Here is a 23,843-nt window from a genome sequence, read left to right as displayed (position 1 = left end):
GCAGCGCTACTTATCGCGTTACAACACCGTTCGGCCGCATAGCTACAACGGCTACCGATCACCAGTCGCTCACGAGCGACTGGTGGGATAAACCGTAAATGGTGTCCAAGATTACTTGACCAGATCAAATGGCCGGCACGAACGTAGTGTATGCACACGGAAATGATGGGGCGCACTCTACATATCTCGACGGGACGATTCCCGAACCAGGCAAGAGGGTGGACTTCTCCCGCTTCATGGCGCCGCTGGCTACGGGCATTTATCTCCAATCCTCTTACCAACTGTCCTCATCTTCCTTTCCTTTGCGTGCAGAGATCCGCTTCGATATTGATGGAGGCCTCCATACGCCGGAGGTTCATACATTTAAAAAAGACAGTGCTGACATGGTGTCGACACCGTTGACCGTTTTTCTCGCACTTCGGGGGGGGGGCAATTTCTAATGCCGGCCACCGGCGGTGCAAACTCAAATACGATCGTTCGGGTTAACTTCTCAGTAACTGGTTGGTTTGAACCCTAATCTACGGAGCACTGCTATGCGAGGCTCGGTGGTGTGGCGCCCGGGACAAGCCTTGACGCTTAATGTGTCGAACGGCATTACTTAGTATGCGCCCAAAAGTCAATACCTATTGTCTTCGTCTACTACGGATAGCAACAGACTAATGACCTCAAATTTGTCCCATCCAAAATATCGCCCGGACATTGACGGTCTCAGGGCGGTAGCGGTACTTTCAGTCGTTTTGTTTCATGCCTTTCCCGAAGTATTGAGAGGCGGATTCATTGGGGTTGACGTATTTTTTGTTATCTCGGGCTTCTTGATCTCCACGATTATATTTAAAAGTCTTGATCGTGGAATGTTCAGTATTGGAGATTTTTACGTCAGGCGAATTAAGCGCATATTTCCTAGCTTACTGTTTGTGTTGGTCATCTGCTATGTCATTGGATGGCGCGTCCTTTTGGCAGATGAATTTGCCCTCCTAGGAAAGCATATAGCTTCAGGCGCTGGTTTTATATCAAACTTTACGTTGCTTAGTGAGGTTGGGTACTTTGATAGCGCGGCAGAGGCAAAGCCGCTTTTACATTTGTGGAGTCTAGGTATCGAAGAGCAGTTTTATATTGTGTGGCCGCTTGTGCTGATTATTGCCTGGAGACTAAACTTCAGCGTTTTTTTCATTGCGATATTTTTTGCGACTATTTCTTTTTCTATGAATTTGGTCGGGGTTGAAAATAACCCCACCGTGACGTTCTATTCTCCGCATACACGATTTTGGGAGTTGTTATGCGGTAGCTTGCTAGCGTGGGCAGTTCTTTACAAAGGCGAATACCTTAGCCTAGTAAAGGCTAGAATCGACAGTCAGGTTTCGTCGAGGTTGAGCATAGTATCAAATATGCAATCAATTTCTGGCGCCATGATTCTCGGGTTTGGTTTTTTTCTGATAGACGAAGAAATTGGTTTTCCTGGGAAGTGGGCTGCTGTTCCAGTAATCGGCACTGTTCTATTGCTAGCTGCCGGTCCTGGCGCCTGGCTGAATCGAGTTGTTCTGTCACACAGGCTTATGGTTTGGGTTGGATTGATAAGCTTCCCACTGTATCTCTGGCATTGGCCGATTCTGACATTTGCGAGAATTATTGAGGGGGATATTCCGAGCGTTAAGGTGCTTGCGACAGCAGTGCTGCTGTCGGTGGTTCTGGCTTGGATTACCTATAGATTCATTGAGCGTCCTATCCGTGTCGGTGATGGCGGGGCTGGCAAGGCATACGCTCTTGCGGCCTCTATGGTGGTGATGGGGGCTATTGGGTATATGACTCATAAAAACGGCGGCTTTGAATTTAGAATATTTCCGCAACAAGTCGCGGCCAATCTTGGGACTATCGCCGGCTACAATGAAACAATGACGGTGTATGGGCTGGGTAAATGTTTTATAGATTATGGGCAGGGTGTTGACAGTCTCATAGCGCAACAGTGCGCAACTTCTGTGGAGAATGGTCGTAGGCTGGTTGTTTATGGTGATTCGGAAGCGGCGCATCTTATGGTTGGCGTGAGAAGTATTTACGGGAATAGCGATTTTATAATTCAGCAGTGGACAGGGACCAGTTGTAGGCCGTTTGCTTATGTTGAAAATGTGGATAGGCGTTGTGCTGAGTTTTCAGATAGGTTTGTTAACTCAATAGCTCCAGATTTGAAAACTGGTGATGTAATGATTGTGGGTGCAAACTGGTTGGGTTCCTATATTTCTGTCGGCGAAAAGCGCTACGAAGAACTCGTTGAGCGGTTTTTTAAAGATATTGGCGTCACGAGTGCCCAAGTGATAGTGTTTGGAAATTCGCCAGATTTTTCCGTCGAGCCCATGCAGTCTGTGGCTAGAAAGATTATCTATTCGCAAGAGCGGCAATTTATGCAGTCAGATGACTATCTGTATTCAAATTTGATACTCGAAAGGTTGTCCTTAAAGTATGGTTTCAGTTATTTCAACCCCTCGTCGGTTCTTTGTAAAAGTGATAGGCCGCTTGAATGCTTAGTTTATGATGGTAGAGATATGACTTTTTTTGACCGTGGGCACTTATCTGGTTTTGGGTCCGTGCTTGTTTTTGAAGGGTTTGCTAAACAGTTCAGCATTACAGAGAAAGAATAACGTAGCCTCCATTCATTGATATTAGTTAGATCGAAAGCAATATCTGCCAGAGCATTTTCTGGGCCTTGAGAAATCCATGTCCACCGTTCTCGCTCCCGGTCATGTACTCATCCTATCCGACTTTTTTGTGCCGATTGGGTATAGCTATAGCCAGATAACACCGTCGACACCCAATCAGGCCCGATATTGATCGGGCTTTTTTTTGCCCATAGAAAGGAGTCACAACCGTGGCCGTAAATACCGTTGATAGCATTGCTAAGTTCATGACAAATGGGCTCATCACCCACTACTCGGTTCATTTCAAGTTATTCGCGAATGAGGACTTGCTCATCACCTGCATTGACCCTGCGGGCGCTTCAATCACCCTAATCCTTGGTGCGCATTACAAGGTCAACGGGGTAGGGGATGGGCAGGGCGGTAGCGTCGTTACCACGACCGCGCTGGCTGAAAACCACCGAATCGGCGGCGGTAAATATCCGGTAGGCACCGAGGACGCGGCAACGAAAAAAAACTGCAATGCGTCAGCGAGTTTGGCAGCTTCAGTCGTACCCACTGGTGGAGTGCTGCCTGTAACGCTGGCGGATACTGTCCAAACCCCTTTTACACAGTGGCCAACGGGACCAAGGCCCGTTTTGAGATACGGCTCTGCGACCACCGTACATGTTTCGAATAACTTTGTGATCATGGGTGAATTTCGTTTCATGGGTGGCTACACCGGTGGACGTGCCAGGGTTCTGCCCATGAGTACAAAGGTGGCGAGCATTGCGCCGGCAGGTCTCGGAGCTGAAAGTGTTGTAAAGGCTGAAAACTGGTACGCCGCTTTTGCGGTTTCCAACGCGACGAGTTCCACTGCGGCAATCAAGACTATGCCATTTTTGCGTGTGTCCAGCGTCGTAGGGCTCGTTGTAAATTTGAACAAGGCGGGGGAAGGGATACACACAGTTCAGGCCCAAACCTACGCATGGTCAGCGACAAACAACCTCACTGGGGTGAAATGCCTTGTGATTAGCGAGGCGGGGATCTTCAGCGGCCGCGTAGCGACGATTACTGCGAATGCGCCTGACAGCATCACGCTTGATTCGGTTGGAGCCTTGGCGTTTGGTGACTACCTTTTGCCTGCGCCACCAGGCTTTGCAGAATTCTGCTATCTGGCTACTTTCTATTACGATACGTTAGAGGTCAGGAATATCTACGATACTGGCATCGAGGTTGTATCAAAAGGCATATACATTCTTTCACCCGATACTGTAGGCGCCCAAACCAATACGACAATCAACTGCGCGGGTTACATCTCGCCGCTCGCCTCAGGAGTTCGGTTGGATTCATTGTGTCGGATGAGCACTGCATCAGGTGGCGACTACGCTGAGTACTTTTCCCCCGACTCGGGAAATCACATCGTTCGTTCGAATTATGACTATAAGGATAATTCTTCAAGTAGGAGTTTTGTATTTGGCGGTGTATCACTAGCCTTTCTGTACGCGCAAACGTTCTGTATTACCACAGCGGGGACGCTACAAGGATCTCGATCCAACGGGCAACTAACCCCAACGGGCTGGTTTGAGCCATAGAGGGCAGGATTGTCGCGCGATCCTGCCTCTGTTCTATAAATTACTGATCGACTTTGTATCTTGCGACCAGCCTGTTTCCACTGTCAGCAACATAGAGATACCCGTTAATGACCTGTAAGCCGTTGGGGAAGTTAAGTCTTTTCCCATTTGGCGCGAACCCTTGGGCCTCGCCAGCAATCGTTATGATGTTGCCGTTTGTGGAAACCATTCTGATCTTGTGGTTGAACTGATCTGCAATGTATACGTTCCCGCGAGTATCAATTGCTAAGTTGGCTGGGGTATTTAAGCCTGCCTCCATGGCGAGCTGGTTATCTCCCGAATAACTTCCCATTCCCTGATACATTGACTGAACTTGCTTTCCAGCAAAGTTGTGTACGATGCCTGTTTTGTCAACGCGTATCACCGAGTTGTTCCAGCTGTCCGCAATGAGCACTTCACCATTTTCAAGGGCAATGACACCTAGAGGGTGATTTAGCTGTATATCAGTTGAGGTGCGCCCGACGACCGGTGTACCAACACTTCCGTTGCCTGCAAAGGTTTGCACTTTCCCGCTTGGGCTGATCTTGCGCACTTTGTTGTTGTAAGTGTCAGAAACATAGAGGGTTCCCTGTGGCCCAAAAGACATACCGCTGATCGATCGGAAGCGCGCATTTTCAGGGTTGTCGTCGTCAATATCACCGTCTTTTTCGTATCCGGCAAAGCGGCTAACTTGCCCCTCATTGTTGATCTTCATGATGCGGTGTTGCTCGGAGACATAAACGTTCAGGTTTTTGTCTACGGCAATTGCTGTAGGGTAATAAAATTTAGTGCTTAGCTTGTCGACATTGATTGATGCCCAGCCTTGCTCACCCGTGCCCGCCCATACCGACGACTTACCGGTAGCAATGTCGTGAATGAAAATCCTAGGGCGCTGATTGTCAAGGATTAGCAGCTTACCTTCACCGTACTGTGCAACGCTGGTCAGCGCGCCTATGGCGTGCTCGCTGGTACCTGTGAGTTGAGTTTTTGTGGTTCCATTGAATGAGTAAAGTACGCCCTGGTCCGAGTCTGTGATCAGCAAGCCTTCTTTGTAAGGCTTAACGTTCGATATATTCGCGAATCCAGATGCTGCCACCGTCGGGTTTAAACTCTCATCGATAGCATAAAGTAAAGTGTGATTGCCCACGAAGAGCGTTTCACCTAGCTTGGCAAGGCCCTTTCCATAGCCACTTTGCAGTTCAACTTCTTTCGGCTTTTCATGGCCTTTGAATCTGTAAAGTTTTTCCAGTTCGGTGGCATATGTTTCATTTTTATCAATCAAGATATCTTTTGCATTTTTCAAGTGATAAGAAGAAGTTGTCTGGTTTGTCCGGATCTTTTGAGTGTTGTCGATGCAGTAGATGCCGCCCGCAATTGCTATGCCATTTACAATATGTGATGAAGGAAAACAAAGCTCCCCATTCAAGTTGTACTTTAATGAGGCCACATAGCCTACTGGCGATTCACTGGCGGTTTCGCCAATTTTTGGAAGCTCAATCTCGCCTGGTCTACCCGCGATGGTCTTGACTATCCCGGTGTCGAGATCTATCTGTCGAAGCAGGTTGTTACCGCTGTCCGAGAACGTTAAAAATTTTTGGTCTTCAGAAATAAGGAGCCCGGTAGGGAAATTGAGCCGTGCCGATTTTCTTAGGCCGTCGCCGTTGAAGCCGGCTTCAAATGTGCCTGCATAATGCTCCATGACGCCATCGGTGAGTTTCCTGATGATATGCAGGTGCGTATCGGATACATATATTGATCCATCTTTCGCCTCAACAGCATCTTCGGGGTAATTGAGCCTGGCATTCTCTGCGAGAGTAGGCTTTGAAGAATCAATACCAAATATTACTTCACCTGATACAGGTCCGGTCAGAGTGTTGTTGCCGCAAGCGCTCAGCGCTAGACTTGAAACAAGTAGTATTATTTTCATTGGAGTCCCTGCCTTCAGTTAGTCGGTGAGCTTATCAAAAGGCTATACAGATACAAACAACTCCAATATAGCCAGTGCTCTATTCGAGCGCTTTCTTGATCTGAGTCGACGTGCGTTTGTTGTTGGAAGCGGGTGCAGGAATATAGACCCGAACGGATAGGGGGTTTCTTAGCGAAAGTCTGTAGGAGGTTTGTGGAAAGCTTGTAGGAAGTTTCTGAGATGAGATGTAAGAGACTTTGCAGAGCCTCATAATCCCTTTCTAACATCGTCAGGCGTGCGCTTGCGTCTGGTATTGCTGTTAAGTGAAAGTGTTTTCATCACGCGGTCCAGACTTTAATTAGAAAAAGGGGCAATCATTTAGATGATTGCCCCTTTCTCGTTTGTGACCTTTGCAAATCAGCAAGTCAGACTACTAAAGCAACCCCTCAACCACCCCCAACCCCACCCGCGGCACCACACTCTCCGGAATTCTGGAACACTCAGACAGGTTATAAACCCTGAAATCATCCCCCACGATTTTGCTGGCCATTAACTCAAACGACGGCAATATGCGGGTGTGATAGTGCTGATCCAGCCCGCAGGGCGACTTGCTGGATTCATCGTTTTCGTAAAATCTCCCGGATTTCTCGTTCAAATCAACGCCCACCATAAACACCTTGGAGAACCCGAGGTGGTAGGCCAGTTGCAGGGCCAGGTACGCAACGGTTCGCGCATCAAAGAACCCCTCGCTCATGTCTTTGCTGAACCCAATGGGGCGTCCGCGAAAGCCGGGTAATGAACGACGAGTGACCAGTGCTGGGTGTTTGCCTAGCACAGTATCAAGCCAGGACGGTCGCAATGCCTTGGCTAGCGGGTATAGATGCCCTGCGGGGAACGTCTCCAAAGAGCGTGCATGGTCTTCCCAAAGCGCAACGTTTTGACTGACGGCCATTGCGTAATTGAACAAATCAGGTTGTTGCTCAGAAAAGCTCCTGTCGGTGCAGGCATAGAAAAGCGGCTTTACATCAGTGTTCAGAAACATCGAAATCGCCCCATTCATCGTGATCATCGGCACGTGGGCGAATTTTTCGAGAGGAAACGACTTGGCCGAAGGGCCCGATGCAATGATGAACACTGCACCGGTATGAGTCTTTCGGCACGCATCAAAATCGTGCAGGTCCAGGTAAGAGGGGATCTGTTTCATCGAACCCTACGCAATAAAGTAATAACTCCTACTCTACCGGACCTGAGCTCGCTTACGCAGTTCCTTTTATAAAAACACGGCCCTCAAAACGTCTGCCCCATCGAGAACTGAAACACTTGCTTATCCGCGTTCTCGGGCGTCTTGATCGGGTACGCCAGGTTCACACTTAACGGCCCCAACGGGCTGTACCACGTCACCCCAACCCCGACAGAGCTGGCCATCTGGCTCAGGTCAACACTGCCACAGCCTTGTGTCGTACTCAGGTAGCACTTGTCCGAGTACACCGTACCCACGTCCCAAAACAGCGAGGTACGCACCGACTTGTTGTCTTTGATGAACGGCACTGGGAACAAGTATTCCACGCCGCCGGTGATCAGAATGTTGCCGCCCAGCGCCTCAGTGTCGCGGTCGGAGTAGTACGCCTGGCCAGCACTGGAATAGGTGCCGGTGGCCGGGGTGTTGCGGGGGCCGAGGGTGCCGCTTTCAAAGCCGCGCACAGTGCCTTCGCCGCCAGCCGTATAGGTTTCATAAAAGGGCAGGCTGGCCGTCGAGCCATAGCCGTTACCGTAGCCGAGTTTGGTGTGGAAGCGCAGGGTGGTGCTGTTGGTGACGGGAACGTAGGTTTGCCCCGAGTAATCGATCTTGTAGAAGCTCAAGTCGCTGCCGGGCACCGTCGCCATGAAATTGAGGCTCTGCGCGTATCCGCGGGTCGCCAGTATGCCCTTGTTCAGCGTCGACTCCGACCAGCCAAGGTTGGCCTTGAAGTTAGTGAACTCCTTGCCTTCTCGCTCGACAAAATCATAGATCTCATCCGCGCTGTAGGTGCCCGGCTCGATGCTGTCGTGCTGCACCGTCAGGCCAAAGTTCAAGCGTGAGGTTTCATTGATCGGGTAGCCGAGGGACGCACCCAAACCATAGCTGTTGATGGCGTAGTACGACACGCCATCGTCGTAGTACTTGTTGTAGTCGGTCTTGCTGTAGAACGCGTTGTAACCCAAGCTCACGCCGTCCGGGGTGAAGTAGGGGTCGGTAAAGCCGATGTTGTACTTGCTCTGGTACTCCGAACGAGTCAGCCCCAGGCTTGCGTAGTTGCCGGTGCCAAGGAAGTTGTTCTGGGTGATCGAGCCACCGAGGATCAACCCCGCGCTCTGGGCAAAGCCGACGCTGGCGGTAATCGAGCCGGACGCTTGTTCCTCTACGGCGTAGTTCACATCCAGCTGATCGTCCACGCCCGCAACCGCCGGGGTTTCAACGTTGACCTCCTTGAAGAACCCCAGGCGTTCGAGGCGCACCTTGGACTGATCGATCAGGTAGGTCGACGCCCAACCACCTTCCATCTGGCGCATTTCACGGCGCAGCACCTTGTCGTCGGTCTTGGTATTGCCACGGAAGTTAACCCGGTCGACGTAGGCTCGCTTGCCGGGGTCGACGGCGAACGTGATATCCACGGTGTGACCTTTATCATCAACCTGTGGTACGCCATTGACGTTGGCGAAGGTGTAGCCCTCATTGCCCAGGCGACGGGTAATCAGTTCCGAGGTGGTGGTCATCAACTTGCGCGAGAACACCTGGCCTTTTTGCACCAGCAGCAGTGATTGCACCTGATCTTCCGGCACCTTCAATTCACCGCTGAGCTTTACCTCGCGCACCGTGTATTTCTGGCCTTCCTGGATATTCACAGTGATATAGACGTGCTTCTTGTCCGGGGTCATGGAGACCTGGGTCGAAGCGATATCCATATTGATGTAGCCACGGTCCAGGTAATACGAGCGCAAGCGCTCCAAGTCGCCGGAGAGTTTTTCCCGCGCATATTTATCGTCATTCTTGAAAAACGATAGCCAGTTGCTGGTCTTGAGGGTGAACTGGTCGATCAATGCTTCATCGGGGAACACCGTGTTGCCTACCACGTTGATGTGCTGGATCGACGCCACTTCGCCCTCATTGATCTTGATCTTTACCCCCACCCGATTGCGCGGCTGGGCCATTACCTCGGTTTCGACCGATGCCGAATAACGCCCCTGGGCCACGTACTGGCGTTGCAATTCGTTGCGCACACCTTCAAGGGTTGCGCGCTGGAAAATCTCACCCTCGGCCAGGCCGGACTGCTTCATGCCCTTCATCAAGTCTTCGGTGGCGATGGCCTTGTTGCCCTCGAACTCGATACTGGCAACCGAAGGGCGCTCGACTACATTGATAATTAGCACATCGCCTTCGCGGCTCAGTTGGATGTCCTGGAAGTAGCCGATCTTGAATAGCGCACGCGTAGCGTCCACCAGGCGCCGGTCATCCGCCTCGTCGCCGACGTTCAGCGGCAGTGCGCCGAACACGCTGCCCGCCGATACCCGTTGCAGGCCGTTGATTCGAATATCCGAGATTTTGAAACCCTGGGCGAGTGCCAGTGTGGCATTGAGCAGCAGCGCAACCGAGCAAAGCAGGCGCGAAAAATTCATCAAGATCTTTTCCAGAACACATCGACAAGCAGCGCCGGCGCGGCCGGACTGGTGAGCATCCAGCTTAAGAGCGCCTCGCGTTTGGTGCGGTTAACTGAATGTCAAGTTAGGTAAAGGTTGGCCGCAAACCTTCAAGCAGGGCTGATAATGCGCAGCCCCCCACCGACGAGCCCGCGATGATCTCCGTACTGTTGGTCGACGACGACCAGGAACTGACTGGAATGCTGAGCCAATACCTGGCGAGCGAAGGCTTTGCGGCGAGCGCCGTGCACACCGGCGAGGAGGGTGAGATCGAGGCCTTGTCGGGGCGCTACAGCATTGTGGTGCTCGACGTGATGCTGCCCAAACGCTCGGGCATCGAAGTGCTGCGGCGCATTCGAGCGACCAGCCAGGTGCCAGTGGTGCTGCTCACCGCCCGCGGCGACAACATCGACCGCATCACTGGCCTGGAACTGGGCGCCGATGACTACGTGCCCAAACCCAGCTCCCCCGGCGAGCTGGTTGCGCGCATGCGCGCCATCATGCGCAGGGTGCAGCCAGCGGGCCAGCCGACCTCTGAGGTGATCACGACTGGCGCGCTGGTGCTATGGCCCGGCAAGCGCCAGGCCTTGTGGAACGGTGTCGAATTGGGCGTGACCAGTACCGAGTTCAGCCTGCTTGAAGAACTCGCCCGCAGCGCCGGGCAGGTGGTGAGTAAAAAGGACCTGTCACTCAACGCCTTGGGCTGCCCCTTGACCCGCTACGACCGCCGCATCGACGTACACATCAGCAGCATCCGGCAAAAACTCGGGCCACGTCCGGACGCCAAGGCGTGGATTCAAAGCGTGCGCGGCCTCGGTTACTTGTTGATTGCCGAATGAGCAAGCCCAGCCTGCTGTTCTGGAAACTGTTCCTGGCCTTCTGGCTGGCCACTACCTTCACGTTTCTTGCGGGTGTCGGCGTGCTTGAGTTGGGCAGTTTCCGGCCGGGCGACCCTCATGTGGAGGCTATCCTGGCGAGCGAAGAGCGGCTGCTGCAACAGTTTGGTATCGAGGCCGCCGGCCAGCTGCTCACGGTATGGGAGCATCCGCCGGATGAAGCTATCGGCGTCTATGACAGTGCGGGTCAGTTGCTGGCGGGCCTGCCCGTTGCGCAGCCGGTGTATGAGCGCGCGATCATCAGCAAAGAGGGCCTGGCGCTGTCGATCAAGTCCACACATGCCCCTGATGATCACGGGCGACCTTGGCGGCAGATTCCGCTGATCATCGGCACGTTGATGAGCGCATTGTTCAGCGGCTACATGGCCTACTACCTGGCCTGGCCATTGGCTCACTTGAAGCGTGCAATGAGCGACGCCGCCCAGGGGCGTTTCGAAACCCGTGTAAAGCCCGCCATGGGCAAACGCCGGGATGAAATCGTCGACCTCGCCGAAGACTGCGACCGCATGGCCAACCAACTGAAAGTATTGGTGCACGCCCAGCAACATCTATTGCACGACATCTCTCATGAATTGCGCTCCCCGTTGACGCGAATACAGGCTGCCATCGGGCTGTTTCGCCAGGACAGTACTCGCTTGGAAATGCTCGAACGCATCGAGCGTGAATCCGAGCGCATGGACACGCTTATTGAAGCGTTGCTAACCCTGGCGCGCCTGCAGGGGCGCCCCGAAAGCATTGAGCGCGAGTCTCTGGATATCACTGAGTTGCTGAAGATGATTGTTGAGGACGCGCAATTCGAAGCCGGCATCAAAGGCTGTCGCGTCGAGCTACAGGCGTGCCCACCCTTTATCGCCTGTGTCAGTGGCGAATTGCTGTATCGCTGCTTTGAAAACGTCATCCGCAACGCTGTTCGTTACACTCGGCCGAACACTACCGTGCAGGTAGTGGCCCAGGTCGACGCCGACGGTAACCGCCTGAACGTTAGCATTACCGACCATGGCCCCGGCGTCGAGAGCGACCGCCTGCAAAGCATCTTCCACCCCTTCGAACGTGGCGCGGGTGACGCCAGCGTCGGCTTCGGCCTGGGTTTGGCCATCGCCGCAAGGGCGGTGCAAATGCACGGCGGCAGTATCATCGCGCGCAACGAAGCGCGCGGCGGGCTGACGGTGGAGATCCACCTGCACAACGCACGATCTTTACACGACATTACATTGGCTTGACCGCCCTGTACGTCACGCCTGATTAGACTTCTCGCCATTGATTGAACGGAGGTGGCGATGTTTCAGGTGCACAAAAAGGGCTTCGTGCCCGGTAGGAAAATGGTCGACGGGCTGGTCCCCTATGACTTCTTCTGCGAAGACAGCCCGGCGATCAACCTGTTTGTCTTTACCGGTGCGGCCACGCCGGACGCGACTGTGGCAGAACAGACGCTGTGGGGCTTCACCCGGCTGGAGCGCTTCGAGGCGATGACCAGCGCGCTGGTGACCAACAAGCAGCACGCGGGTTGGTTTCAGAGCGTCAGCGTGCTGACCGGGCCCAACCAGAACGGCACGCAAAGCGTGAAGTTCCAGCGTGTGCTGAAGATCATCAAGCACGCCAGCGCCACGCGCAAAGTGGACTACGAGATCCTCACTGACGAAGGTGACACCTATTTCACTCGCCAGGCTGTCGCTGAAAACAGCGCAAAAACTGTCATCTATTCGGCCGATCCGATCGTTGCAGCCGGATAGTCGGTATATCCCCGCGTCGGGCTGCCATCAATGCCGTAGAACGTGGCGCGATCACCTTCGGCCAGCGGCCAGTTGTTCTGCATGCGCTCCACCAGATCTGGGTTGGCAATGAAGGGGCGTCCGAAGGCCACCAGATCCAGCTCGCCTTTTTCCAGCACCGCATCGGCCAATTCACGATTGAAACCGCCAGCCGCAATCAGCGTGCCCTGGTAGGCCTGGCGAAACTGCGTGGCGAAACCGGCCGGGATAGCCTCGGCGCCAATCGTCAGTTGGTCGCTCAAATGCACATAGGCGAGGCTGCATTCATTGATGGCCGCCGCGAGACTCAGCCACGCCTCGGCTTCTTCGGCGTACGGCTGCATATCGAACAGGCGCCCGAACGGTGAGATACGCACGCCGACCCGCTCGCCTCCAATCTCACTGGCGAGGGCATCCAGGGTTTCCAGCAGAAAGCGCTGGCGGTTGGCAATGGAGCCGCCGTACTCATCGGTACGCGTATTTAATGCGCCATTCAAAAACTGCTCGAACAAGTAGCCATTGGCGCCGTGCAGCTCGACACCGTCAAAACCTGCGTCGATCGCACGGCGGGCGGCGCCGACAAAGTCTGCGGTCACGCGACGCACCTCATGGGTTTCGAGCGCTCGCGGCGTGCTGGCCTGTATCGGCCCCGGCTGGCCTTCGGCGACCCAGGCATAGGCATTCGAGCGGGCGGCGCTCACCGCCACCGATGACACCGGCGCACCACCCCCAGGCTGAATCGACACATGGGACACACGCCCCACATGCCACAACTGCGCGAAGATCTTGCCGCCCTTGGCGTGCACCGCATCGGTCACCCGGCGCCAGCCTTGGGTTTGTGCATCGTTGTACAGGCCGGGGTTGAACAGGTAACCGCAACCCTCGCGGGAGATCGGCGCGCCTTCGCTGATGATCAGCCCGGCCGAGGCACGTTGGGTGTAATAGAGAACGGTGTGTTCATCCGGGATATCGTCCCGCGCACGGGCACGGGTCATGGGGGCCATCACCACGCGGTTGGTCAACGCAGTGCCCGCCAGGTCGTAAGGTTTGAACAGGTTGCTCATGGGAGTTCTCGGCAAGTGATAAGGGTTTAGGAATGCTCGGGCCACACCACGTCCAGGCGTGTGTGGCTGATCAGCCATTTGCCGTCGACGCGGCGGTATTCATCGACGTACACGCCAAGCAGCAGCAATGGGTTTTCCCCGGCGGGGCGTTGGGTGACGAAGTCGATCAGGTAGCAGCGACCTTCGGCGCGGTCTTCATCGAGGATCTCGATCCAGTGGTTGGACACCGCATGCAGGAAGGGGTACTCGCCGCGTTGCTCGGTATCAAAATCACGAAAGGCCTGGGCCAAACCCGCCTTGATGGCATCACGGCCGGTCCAGCCGGCGCGGTCGACCTGGCAAATGGCGTCTTCGGTAAACAACGCGCCAAGTTCATCCATGCGGTTGGCGTCGAGGTGATGGCAGTAGCGCAGACGCAGGGTGCGAATGGCTTCCAGGCTGACAAGGTGGTGTAGATCGGCGGTCATGGAACCTCGCTGGGGTGGTCATTGAACAGTGACACCTAGCTTATTCCAGCGTGTCAGTTGGATTAACCCGGTAAAATTACGTTCAGTTGATCCTGTCAGGCTAGAATCTAGGTTTTCTGTGGGCACGGCAGCGATGGAAACCCTTCAATTCGACGGCATCCCTGAATTTATCCTGGCCGCCCAACTGGGCAGCTTTACCGCAGCGGCCTTGCAGTTGGGCGTGACCAGCTCGGCGGTGGGCAAGAGCGTCACGCGTCTGGAGAAGCGCTTGGGCATCCAGTTGCTGCACCGCAGCACGCGCAAATTGAGCCTGACCCACGAGGGCGAGGTTTACCTGGCCAGTTGCCTGCGGGTGATGGAGGAATTGCGCGGGGTCGAGGGCAGCTTCCTCAGCGGTGTCGCCGAGCCCAAGGGCCGCTTGCGGATCGACCTGCCCGCCGCGTTTGGCCGCCGGCATATCGCACCGCTGCTGATCGCGTTGGCCGGTCGGTATTCGCAACTGGACCTGACCCTCACGTTTGGCGAGCGTAAGGTCGACATGATCAACGAAGGCATTGACCTGGCAGTGCGCATCGGTGAGCTCAAGGATGACCCGGAGCTGGTGGCCCGTCGCTTGGGCGAGCAACGCCTGGTGATCTGCGCCGCGCCACAGTACCTGCGCCATGCGCCGCTGCTGCTGAGCCCGGCCGATCTGCTGGTGCACGATTGCATCATTGGCTGGCGTATCGGGCTGCGTAAGGCCTGGCTGCTGAAAAACGCCAAAGGCAGCGTGCAAGAGCAGGAAATACGCGTGCGTCATGAGTTCGGCGACGGCGAGATGATGCTGCGGGCGACTCTCGACGGCGGCGGCCTGTGCCAATTGCCGACGTGGCTGGTGGCCGAACACCTGCGCAGTGGAGCGTTGGTCACGGTACTCGACGACTGCGCAGGGGCAACCATGCCGATCCACGTGATCTGGCCGCACACCCGTTACGTGCAGCCCAAGGTGCGAGTGGTGGTGGACGCACTGCTGGAAATGGCCGCGCAACACACCGAAGTATTTGGCGGCGGTGAAAAATAAATCAAATAGCTTGTCCCTTTTTTTTGCCTCACTGGTCATTCCGGGTAAGTGAACAAAATCGAGAGCTTCCGCCAATGCCCGCAATTCGCCCCTTGCTCAAGCTGAGCCTGCTGCTGAGCCTCAGCGCCAGCCCGTTTTTCGCGTCCGTCAGCTATGCCGACGACGCCCGTCGCAGCTACCAGGTGCCGGCCGGCAGCCTGAGTGCCGCGCTTACCCGGTTCGCCGGCTTGGCAGGGGTCAACCTGTCGGTGGACCCGGCCCTGGTGAGCGGGCGCAGCAGCAGTGGTTTGTCTGGCGAGTTCGGCGTGGAAGAGGGCTTCGCGCGCCTGCTGCAAGGCTCGGGCCTGCAACTGCAACCCATGGGCGACCAGGCTTATATGTTGATGCCGGTGCCGGATGGCAGCACGTTGGAGCTGGCACCCACCTCGATCCTTGGCACCACCGGCCTGTACGACGGTGATACCTACGCCGGTGGCCAAGTGGCGCGGCGTGGCTCCCAAGGCCTGTTGGGCACGCGGGATTTCATGGAAACCCCCTTCAGCATGACCACCTACACCCAAGAGGCGGTGAAAAACCAACAGGCCCGCACTCTGGGCGACCTGATTGCCAGTGACCCTTCGGTGCGCGCCACCAACCCGGCCGGCGGGCGTTATGAACAGTTCACCATCCGTGGTTTCAGCCTGTTCAACAGTGATGTGTCCTATAACGGCCTTTACGGCGTGCTGCCGACCTACACCATCGACATGGAAATGGCCGACCGCGTCGATATCTTCAAAGGCCCCACCCAGTTGATCAACGGCATCTCGCCCCGAGGCAGCGTGGGCGGCGGGATCAACGTGGTGCCCAAGCGCGCCACCGACAAAGACATCAACTCGTTCACCGGCACCTGGGCCTCCGACAGCCAGGCCGGCGGCGCGGTGGACGTGGGCCGGCGCTTTGGCGAAGACAACAAGTTCGGCATTCGCTTCAACGGCGTGAAGCAGTCCGGCGATACCACGTGGGACCACCAGAGCGTCGACCGCGAAATGGCCGTGCTGGGCCTGGATTTCCGTGGCGAGCGCCTGCGCCTTTCCACCGATATCGGCCACACAGAGCGCGATACCGATGCGCCGCAGGAGCGCGTGCAAGTGGCGGCCGCAGCCCCCGTGCCCAGCGCCAACGACGTGCGTCGCAACTATGCGCAATCCTGGAGCAAGGCCCGCACCAAGGACACCTTCGGTACGGTCAACGCTGAATATGACCTGAGCGACTCCGTGATGCTGTACGGCGGTTTCGGTGCACGTAAAAGCAACCATGAATTCCTGCGTCACGCGGTCTCGGTGACCAACGCCGCGGGCAATTTCAGTGTGTCGCCAAGGGACTTCACCCGGGACGAAAACGTACGCACCTACAACGCCGGTGTGCGCAACTGGTTCCATACCGGGTCGGTGAGCCATGAGGTCAACCTGGCCGCCAGCTACTTCGACATGGACTTCACCAACGGCGGCGCCCGTTACGCGACGGTGAACGGCAATAACCTTTACGACCCGGTGCAAACCCCCACGCCGACCACGGCCACGCGCCAGGACGCCAAGGTGTACACCGAAAACAAGTTCAGCGGCGTGGCGTTGTCCGATACCCTGGGCTTTTTCGACGACCGCCTGCTGCTGACCCTTGGCGCCCGCTGGCAGCGGGTCAAGGTGACGGACTGGAGCAACGGCGTCAAAGGCAAGACCGGCTACGACGAAGAGAAGGTCTCGCCCTCCGGCGGCCTGCTGTTCAAGGCCACCGACAAGCTGTCGCTGTACGCCAACTACATGGAAGGCTTGAGCCAGGGCAAGATCGCGCCGTCCATCTCGCGCAACGAAGACGAGATCTTCCCGCCCTTTATCAGCCGCCAGATGGAAGTGGGCGCCAAGTACGACGCTGGCGCTTTCGCCGTGACCGCTGCGGTGTTTCGCATCAAGCAACCGGCCTATGAAACCAACGCCGTCAGCAATCTGTTCGGCCCCAACGGCAAACGCCAGAACACCGGCGTGGAGCTGAGTGCGTTCGGCGAGCCGATCAAGGGCGTGCGTTTGCTCGGCGGGGTGATGTACATCGACAGCAAACTCAAAGACACCACCAACGGCGCCTGGGACGGCAACCGTGCGCCGGCCACGCCCAAGTACAACGTCAACTTGGGCGCCGAGTGGGACGTACCGGGGCTTGAAGGTTTGACACTGACCAGTCGCGGCATCCATTCCAGCTCGCAGTACCTGGACCAGTCCAACGTCAAGGAAATCGACGCCTGGAACCGTATCGACCTGGGCGCACGCTATGCCTTCAAAGTGGATGACAAACACGTGACCCTGCGGGCGAATGTCGAAAACGTGGCGGACAAACGCTACTGGAGTTCGGCCGGTGCGTCGGATGACAGCGAGCCGGGCCTGACCCTGGCGACTCCGCGTACCTACTTGCTCTCTGCCACCGTCGACTTTTAGTCAGACGCAGATCCAACGGCGAGAGGAGGGCCATGTGGGAGGGGGCTTGCTCCCGATAGCGGTGTATCAGCCACAAACAAATTGACTGACCCACCGCTATCGGGAGCAAGCCCCCTCCCACATTTATCCGGCCGTGTCAGTTCTAGCTTCATCAGCCCAATGAGAATGTTTTTTGATCACACCGCCTCGATATGGAATAGTACCCGCCGTTTTCCCAGGCCTGTCTAGCCCGGGTGTTTTAACGCTGAGGTTCTTGCCATGCGATTGTTGCGCTTCATCCCCACCCTGGCCGCCTGCCTGCTGGCGTTCTCTTCAAGCGTAATCAACGCTGCCCCTATCGACCTGAACGACGGCCAGCACGCGGTGCATCTGCCAGATGCGCCCAAGCGCGTGGTGGTGCTGGAGTTCTCATTTCTAGACAGCCTCGCCGCTGTTGCCGTCACCCCGGTCGGCGCCGCCGATGATGGTGACGCCAACCGCGTGTTGCCCCGCGTACGCCAGGCCATCGGCCAGTGGAAGTCGGTGGGCCTGCGTTCGCAGCCGAGCATCGAGGAAATTGCCCGGCTCAAGCCAGACCTGATCGTCGCCGACCTCAACCGTCACCAAGCCCTGTACAGCGACCTGGCGAGCATTGCGCCGACCTTGTTGCTGCCGTCGCGGGGCGAAGACTACGAGGGCAGCCTCAAGTCCGCCGAGCTGATCGGCAAGGCGTTGGGCAAGAGCCCGCAAATGGAAGCGCGCATCCAGAAAAACCGCGAAAACCTCAAGGCCATCGCCCAACAAATTCCTGCCGGCGCTAGCGTGTTGTTTGGCGTTGCCCGTGAAGACAGCTTCTCCGTGCACGGCCCGGACTCCTATGCCGGCAGCGTGCTGCAAGCCATCGGCCTGAAAGTGCCGAGCGTACGTGCCAAGGCCGCGCCCACCGAATTCGTCAGCCTGGAACAACTGCTGGCGCTGGACCCGGGCTGGTTGCTGGTCGGCCATTACCGTCGCCCCAGCATCGTCGACACCTGGAGCAAGCAACCGCTGTGGCAAGTGCTCGGCGCCGTGCGCAACCAACACGTCGCCGAAGTGGATGGCGACAGCTGGGCGCGCAACCGCGGCGTGCTGGCCTCGGAGCAGATCGCCGAAGACGCGTTGGCGATTCTTAAAGGCGGCAAAGCCGTATTGAGCCAGTAACCGTGCCGCGCAGTGTTGCCGCCGTTGGCGTGGTGCTGCTGGGGGCCGTGTTGTTCTGGTTCTCGCTGTACAGTTGGTCGCCGTTCACGATCACGGCGGCCGACGCCTGGAACGGCCTGATTCATCAGGGCAGTGTCGGCGGCAATATGGCCTACATCGTTGCCCAGTTGCGGGTGCCGCGTGCGGTGTGTGCGGCGTTGGTCGGTGCTTGCCTGGGCCTGGCTGGTGCATTGATGCAGGGCATCACCCGTAACCGCCTCGCGTCGCCGTCGCTGTTTGGCGTGACGGCGGGGGCGGCGTTGGGGTTGGCGTTGTTCTCGACCGGCTTGGTCGCGCCGCCGTTTGCCGGTGGCGCGTTGCTGATGACCTGCCTGGGTGGCGCGTTGGCCTGGGTCACGGTGTTCAGCCTCGGCGGCGCATGGTCGCCGACCACGGCTCAAGGCCGCTTGGTGCTGGCCGGTGTGGCCGTCGCAGCACTGTGTGCGGCCTTGACCCGCCTCACAGTGATTTTGGTCGAGGCCCAGGCGCAAAGCGTCCTGAACTGGCTGGCCGGCTCTCTTGCCAATGTCGGTGCTGCCCAGGTGCAGTTGCTTTGGCCGTGCACGCTGATCGGCGGCCTATGGGCGCTATGGTGTGCGCCGCGCCTGAACCTGATCAACCTCGGCGAAGACGCCGCGCGCTCTTTGGGCGTGGGCATCGCCAGCCTGCGTTTGCAGGTGTTTATCGCCAGCCTATTGTTGGTAGGGGCGAGTGTCTGCGCAGTGGGGCCGATTGGTTTTGTCGGGCTGATCGCGCCGAATATCCTTCGCCAGTTTTTGGGCAATGACTACCGCTGGCTCATCCCCTTGAGCGCTGCGTTGGGCGCCGTCATCGTGCTGGGCGCCGACCTGCTCAGCCGCGCTGTGGCCTTCCCGGTGGAAACCCCGGCCGGTGTGGTCACTGCGTTGATTGGCGCACCGTTCTTTCTCTTTCTTGCCAGGCGCGCCCTATGATTCGCCCCCGCTTGCGCCTGTGGCTGCTGCTCGGCTTGCTGCTGCTGGCCACCTTTATCAGCCTGAGTGCCGGGACGTTGTGGCTCAAACCCGCCACCGTACTGGAGCGTTTGCTGGCCCACGACGCCCTCGACTTCGAAGTGTGGAACCATCGCCTGCCACGCAGCCTGATCGCGATCCTCGCCGGTGCCGCGTTCGGCCTGGCCGGGGCGATTGTGCAGGGCGTGATCCGTAACCCGCTGGCGTCGCCGGAGATCCTGGGCGTAACCCAGGGCGCAGGCTTGGCGCTGACCGTGGCGATCATCAGTTGGCCGCAGTTGCCGATCGTGTGGCTGCCGGTGGTGGCGTGCCTGGGCGGCGCTGGCGGTGCGTTACTGCTGGCGTTGTACAACACCGGCGTGAGTTTCTCTGGGGTGCGCTTTGCGTTGTCCGGGGTGGCGATTGCGGTGACCTTGTCCAGCGTCACCGAGTTTTTGATCCTGTCCCATCCGCTGGATATCAACACCGCGTTGCTCGCGCTCACCGGCAGCCTGTGGAGCCGGAACTGGCACCATGTGGCGCTGGTGCTGCCGTTCCTGGTGTTGATCCCGCTGGGCCTGTGCCTGGCCAAACCGCTGAACCTGATTGCCTTGGGCGATGAGGCCGCCCATAGCCTGGGCACGGCGCTGAACCGCACGCGCTGGCTGGCGATGGCGTGCGCGGTGCTGCTTACCAGCCTGGGTGTTGGCGTGATCGGGCCGATTGGGTTTGTCGGGCTGGTCGCACCGCATATGGCACGGCGCTTGGTGGGCGGGCATCACCAATGTCTGTTGCCCGCTGCGATGTTGATCGGCGCGTTGCTGCTGGTGTTGGCCGACACACTGGGCCGCACGCTGATCGCGCCCAGCGAAATCCCCGCCGGGGTGCTCACGGCCGTGATTGGCGCGCCGTATTTTCTTTGGTTGCTGGCACGGTTCAAGGGCTGATCACATGAGTATTTTGCAGGCACATCAGCTCGATATTGGTTACGGCGCGACGCGCATCGTGCAAGGGTTGTCGTTCACGCCACCGGCGGGCAAGGTCACCGCATTGATTGGGCCCAACGGCTGCGGCAAGTCCACCTTGCTCAAGGCGTTTGCGCGCATTCTCAAGCCGACCCAGGGTGAATTGACCCTGGATGGCCAGGCCTACGCCAGCCTGAGCGCCCGCCAGTTGGCGCGCCAGATTGCGTTCTTGCCCCAGGTGTTGCCGGTGCCGGAAGGCGTCAGCGTGCGCCAGTTGGTCGCGTATGGCCGCAGCCCCCACAACGCGTTGTGGGGGCGCCTGAGCGGCAGTGACCAGTCCCATGTGACCCAAGCCATGCAGCGCCTGGAACTGGACGTATTGGCGGATCGCGCCCTGGCCGATTTGTCCGGCGGCCAGCGCCAACGCGCATGGCTGGCGATGGTGCTGGCGCAGAACGCGCCGGTAGTGTTGCTGGATGAGCCCACCACCTACCTGGATATCAGCCATCAGGTTGAGTTGCTTGATTTGATGAGGGAGTTGGCTGCGCAGGGCAAGACAGTGATTACGGTGTTGCACGATATCAACCAGGCTTGCCGGTATGCAGATCACTTGGCGGTGATGCATGCCGGCAAATTGGTGGCCGATGGTGAGCCGGGGGCGGTGATCAGTGTCGAACTGATGCGGCAGGTGTTTGATGTGCAGGTGCAGGTGATGCAGGAGCCGATTGCCGGAACCCCGATGTGCCTGATTGAGAAAAGCACACGGTCTCAAGCCTGACGGAGTTCCAAAGGTGGCTGGGGTTTTACTCTGCACTCAAGCCTGATGCAGTTCAAATGTGGGAGGGGGCTTGCCCCCGATGAGGGAGTGTCAGTTGATATATCTGTGGCTGACCCACCGCCATCGGGGGCGGGCCCCCTCCCACATTTGGATCTTAGTCGGCTTCGGGCCTCCATACAGCCTTGTTCACGTCGATGGCCTTGGGCAGCAACTTGTTCTGATAGAACAAATCCGCCGTCGCCTGCTGCGCCTGGATGATCTTGTCGTCAATCGGCAGGATCGGCGAAGGCGGGCGGTTGTCCATGTAACGCGCAATCACCTCGGCAGGCAGCCCCATAAACCCGGTCAGCACCTTCAAGCTGTCTTCACGCTGGCTACGGGTCAACGCTTCTGCCGCACTGAGTTCATCCAGCACGTCACGCACAAACGCCCCATTAGCCTTCGCATACTCGCGCCGCGCGGTGTACACCGGCCCCGATAACCCCAACCCTTCACCATTGGCCAGCACATGGCTCGGGCTTTGGCTTAACGCCAGGGACGAATACGGTTCCCAGATTGCCCACGCATCCACGCTGCCTTGCTCGAACGCCGCACGGGCATCGGCGGGCGGCAGGTACACCGGTTGGATGTCCTTGTAGCTCAGACCGGCCTTGTTCAGCGCGCGCAGGATCACGTTGTGTGAGCTGGAGCCCTTCTGAAAGGCGACTTTCTTACCCTTCAGGTCTGCCACCGAGTGCAGCGGGCTGCCGTTGCGCACCAGGATGGTTTCAGCGGTCGGTTTGGGCGGTTCAGCGCCGATGTAGACCAGGTCGGCGCCGGCCGCCTGGGCGAAGAGCGGCGGGATATCGCCGGTGGAGCCCACGTCCAGGGCGCCGACGTTCAATGCTTCAAGCATCTGCGGCCCGGCGGGGAATTCGATCCATTTCACATCGGTCTGTGGGAAGCGTTTTTCCAGCAGCCCATGTTCCTTGGCGAGCACCAGGGCGATGGAGCCTTTCTGGTAGCCGATGCGCAAGGTGGCCGGGTCGGCAGCCAATGTGGTTTGGGTCACGGCTAGCAGGGCCAATAACAGCGCTGGAATCTTCATGCGTCGTCCTTTTTAAAACGGTTTTCTGGGCGCGCCAAGCCGAGGTTTTCGCGCAAGGTGGAGCCCGTGTATTCAGTGCGGAACAGGCCGCGCCGTTGCAGCTCGGGCACGACCCACTCGGCGAAGTCCTCCAGCCCGCCCGGCAAGTGCGGTACCAGGATATTAAAGCCATCCGCCGCACCGTTTTCGAACCAGCGTTGCAGCTCATCGGCGATCTGCGCAGGCGTGCCAATCAGGCTGTAATGCCCGCGACCACCCGCAATCCTTCGACCTAACTGGGCCAGGGTCAGGTTCTCGCGAAGCGCCAAATCACTGAGCAATTGCTGACGGCTGCGCTGCCCGCTGTCGGTCAACGGCAGCTCCGGCAGCGGCCCGTCCAGCGGGTAGCCGGACAGGTCGAAGTTACCGAGCATGCGCCCAAGCAGCGCGACGCCGACTTCGGGCTCAACCAAATCCTGGAACGCCTCGAACTTCGCTTGGGCCTCAGCCTCGGTCTGTCCGACCACTACAAAAACGCCGGGCATGATTTTCAGCGAATTCTCATCGCGTCCGTACGCTTGAAGACGGCCCTTGAGGTCGGCATAAAACGTCTGGGCATTCTCCAGTGACGTCTGGGCGGTAAACACCACCTCAGCAGTTTGCGCCGCCAGCTCACGACCGGTTTGCGAAGAACCCGCCTGCACGATCACCGGCTGGCCTTGAGGCGAGCGCGCTACGTTCAGCGGGCCCTTGACGCGAAAGTGTTCGCCCACGTGGTCCAGCACATGCAATTTGGCCGGGTCGTAGTAGTTGCCGCTGGCCTTGTCGCGCACAAAGGCGTCGTCTTCCCAGCTGTCCCACAGGCCGGTTACCACCTGATGAAACTCGCGGGCGCGGCTGTAGCGTTCGCCATGGCCCAGGTGTTCATCACGGCCGAAATTCTGCGCTTCGGCGGCAGCGTCCGACGTCACCAGGTTCCAGCCCGCGCGCCCGCCGGACAGATGATCCAGCGAGGCGAATTTGCGCGCCACATGGTAGGGCTCGTTATAGGTGGTGGTCGCCGTGGCGATCAGGCCGATGTGGTCCGTCACTGCACTCAGCGCCGAGAGCAAGGTCAGCGGTTCGAAATGATCCGAACGCGCCATATGGCTGGCGATCTCACCCGTGGCGGCGGCAACGCTGTCGGCCACGAACAGGGCATCGAATTTCGCCGCCTCAGCGACGCGCGCCAGGTGTTTGTACTGGGCGATATTCAGCCCTGCATTCGCCGGCACATCCGGGTGGCGCCAGGCGGCGACGTGGTGCCCGGTGGCCATGAGGAAGGCGCCGAGTTTCAGTTGACGGCTCATGT

General features: G+C 57.7%; 18 protein-coding genes. 11 read left to right on the top strand and 7 right to left on the bottom strand.

What is annotated here, in order from left to right; genetic code table 11:
- Window positions 1-659 precede the first annotated feature (659 nt).
- Together ICY20_RS25865 and ICY20_RS25860 are read left to right on the top strand one after the other, a co-directional pair.
- On the top strand, window positions 660-2,630 hold the full coding sequence (locus tag ICY20_RS25865) for an acyltransferase family protein (RefSeq protein WP_194938975.1): 1,971 nt from the start codon (window positions 660-662) through the stop codon (window positions 2,628-2,630).
- 227 nt (window positions 2,631-2,857) lie between these two features.
- Window positions 2,858-4,198: a hypothetical protein gene (locus ICY20_RS25860; RefSeq protein ID WP_194938974.1), complete on the top strand. Its 1,341-nt coding sequence runs from the start codon at window positions 2,858-2,860 to the stop codon at window positions 4,196-4,198.
- Window positions 4,199-4,238: 40 nt separating this feature from the next.
- On the opposite strand, the gene ICY20_RS25855 is transcribed toward ICY20_RS25860, so the two are convergent.
- The 3 genes from ICY20_RS25855 to bamA form a co-directional block, all read right to left on the bottom strand.
- Entirely contained in the window at window positions 4,239-6,143 is a 1,905-nt protein-coding gene (locus ICY20_RS25855; RefSeq protein ID WP_194938973.1) for an NHL domain-containing protein, read from the bottom strand.
- Between the two features lie 412 nt (window positions 6,144-6,555).
- A complete protein-coding gene (locus ICY20_RS25850; protein WP_194938972.1) occupies window positions 6,556-7,326 on the bottom strand; it encodes a lipopolysaccharide biosynthesis protein in 771 nt (256 codons plus the stop codon).
- Window positions 7,327-7,409: 83 nt separating this feature from the next.
- A complete protein-coding gene (gene bamA, locus ICY20_RS25845; protein ID WP_194938971.1) occupies window positions 7,410-9,776 on the bottom strand; it encodes an outer membrane protein assembly factor BamA in 2,367 nt (788 codons plus the stop codon).
- Between the two features lie 176 nt (window positions 9,777-9,952).
- Here bamA and ICY20_RS25840 point away from each other — a divergent pair, with 176 nt between their 5' ends.
- From ICY20_RS25840 to ICY20_RS25830, 3 genes are read left to right on the top strand one after another with little or no spacing between them, the layout of a single operon-like run.
- Window positions 9,953-10,636 (top strand): response regulator transcription factor, encoded by a 684-nt coding sequence (locus ICY20_RS25840; protein ID WP_194938970.1) that lies wholly within the window; start codon window positions 9,953-9,955, stop codon window positions 10,634-10,636.
- Window positions 10,633-11,913, top strand: a complete 1,281-nt coding sequence (locus ICY20_RS25835) for a HAMP domain-containing sensor histidine kinase (RefSeq protein WP_194938969.1) — start codon at window positions 10,633-10,635, stop codon at window positions 11,911-11,913. The genes ICY20_RS25840 and ICY20_RS25835 overlap by 4 nt, the downstream gene beginning before the upstream one ends.
- A gap of 57 nt (window positions 11,914-11,970) precedes the next feature.
- A complete protein-coding gene (locus ICY20_RS25830) occupies window positions 11,971-12,423 on the top strand; it encodes a hypothetical protein (RefSeq protein ID WP_159958663.1) in 453 nt (150 codons plus the stop codon).
- Here the strand turns inward: ICY20_RS25830 and ICY20_RS25825 are convergent.
- Both ICY20_RS25825 and ICY20_RS25820 read right to left on the bottom strand, forming a co-directional pair.
- Entirely contained in the window at window positions 12,390-13,505 is a 1,116-nt protein-coding gene (locus tag ICY20_RS25825) for an alkene reductase (protein WP_194938968.1), read from the bottom strand. The two genes, ICY20_RS25830 and ICY20_RS25825, sit on opposite strands and share 34 nt — an antisense overlap.
- A 26-nt stretch (window positions 13,506-13,531) precedes the next feature.
- A complete protein-coding gene (locus ICY20_RS25820; protein ID WP_159958659.1) occupies window positions 13,532-13,972 on the bottom strand; it encodes a nuclear transport factor 2 family protein in 441 nt (146 codons plus the stop codon).
- A 133-nt stretch (window positions 13,973-14,105) separates the two neighbouring features.
- Here ICY20_RS25820 and ICY20_RS25815 point away from each other — a divergent pair, with 133 nt between their 5' ends.
- From ICY20_RS25815 to fecE, 6 genes are all read left to right on the top strand, one after another.
- Complete coding sequence (locus tag ICY20_RS25815; protein WP_159958657.1) at window positions 14,106-15,032, top strand: LysR family transcriptional regulator; 927 nt, start codon at window positions 14,106-14,108, stop codon at window positions 15,030-15,032.
- Between the two features lie 74 nt (window positions 15,033-15,106).
- Window positions 15,107-17,494 (top strand): TonB-dependent receptor, encoded by a 2,388-nt coding sequence (locus ICY20_RS25810; protein WP_194938967.1) that lies wholly within the window; start codon window positions 15,107-15,109, stop codon window positions 17,492-17,494.
- 264 nt (window positions 17,495-17,758) lie between these two features.
- On the top strand, window positions 17,759-18,673 hold the full coding sequence (locus ICY20_RS25805; RefSeq protein WP_407692641.1) for a Fe(3+) dicitrate ABC transporter substrate-binding protein FecB: 915 nt from the start codon (window positions 17,759-17,761) through the stop codon (window positions 18,671-18,673).
- Window positions 18,674-18,675: 2 nt separating this feature from the next.
- Window positions 18,676-19,665, top strand: a complete 990-nt coding sequence (gene fecC, locus ICY20_RS25800) for an iron-dicitrate ABC transporter permease FecC (RefSeq protein ID WP_194938966.1) — start codon at window positions 18,676-18,678, stop codon at window positions 19,663-19,665.
- Window positions 19,662-20,630 carry an iron chelate uptake ABC transporter family permease subunit gene (locus ICY20_RS25795; protein WP_194938965.1) on the top strand — a complete coding sequence of 323 codons (969 nt, stop codon included), beginning with the start codon at window positions 19,662-19,664 and terminating at the stop codon, window positions 20,628-20,630. The genes fecC and ICY20_RS25795 overlap by 4 nt, the downstream gene beginning before the upstream one ends.
- Before the next feature lie 4 nt (window positions 20,631-20,634).
- Window positions 20,635-21,426 (top strand): Fe(3+) dicitrate ABC transporter ATP-binding protein FecE, encoded by a 792-nt coding sequence (gene fecE / locus ICY20_RS25790; protein WP_159958647.1) that lies wholly within the window; start codon window positions 20,635-20,637, stop codon window positions 21,424-21,426.
- Between the two features lie 154 nt (window positions 21,427-21,580).
- Here the strand turns inward: fecE and ICY20_RS25785 are convergent, their stop codons facing one another.
- Both ICY20_RS25785 and ICY20_RS25780 read right to left on the bottom strand, forming a co-directional pair.
- Entirely contained in the window at window positions 21,581-22,513 is a 933-nt protein-coding gene (locus ICY20_RS25785) for a sulfonate ABC transporter substrate-binding protein (protein WP_194938964.1), read from the bottom strand.
- A complete protein-coding gene (locus ICY20_RS25780; RefSeq protein WP_159958643.1) occupies window positions 22,510-23,841 on the bottom strand; it encodes an LLM class flavin-dependent oxidoreductase in 1,332 nt (443 codons plus the stop codon). The genes ICY20_RS25785 and ICY20_RS25780 overlap by 4 nt, the downstream gene beginning before the upstream one ends.
- Window positions 23,842-23,843 lie beyond the last annotated feature (2 nt).

The organism is Pseudomonas pisciculturae (assembly GCF_015461805.1).
Classification (GTDB): domain Bacteria; phylum Pseudomonadota; class Gammaproteobacteria; order Pseudomonadales; family Pseudomonadaceae; genus Aquipseudomonas; species Aquipseudomonas pisciculturae.
The sequence above is the reverse complement of the archived record's forward strand: the minus strand, read 5'-3'. Positions and strand labels throughout refer to the sequence as shown.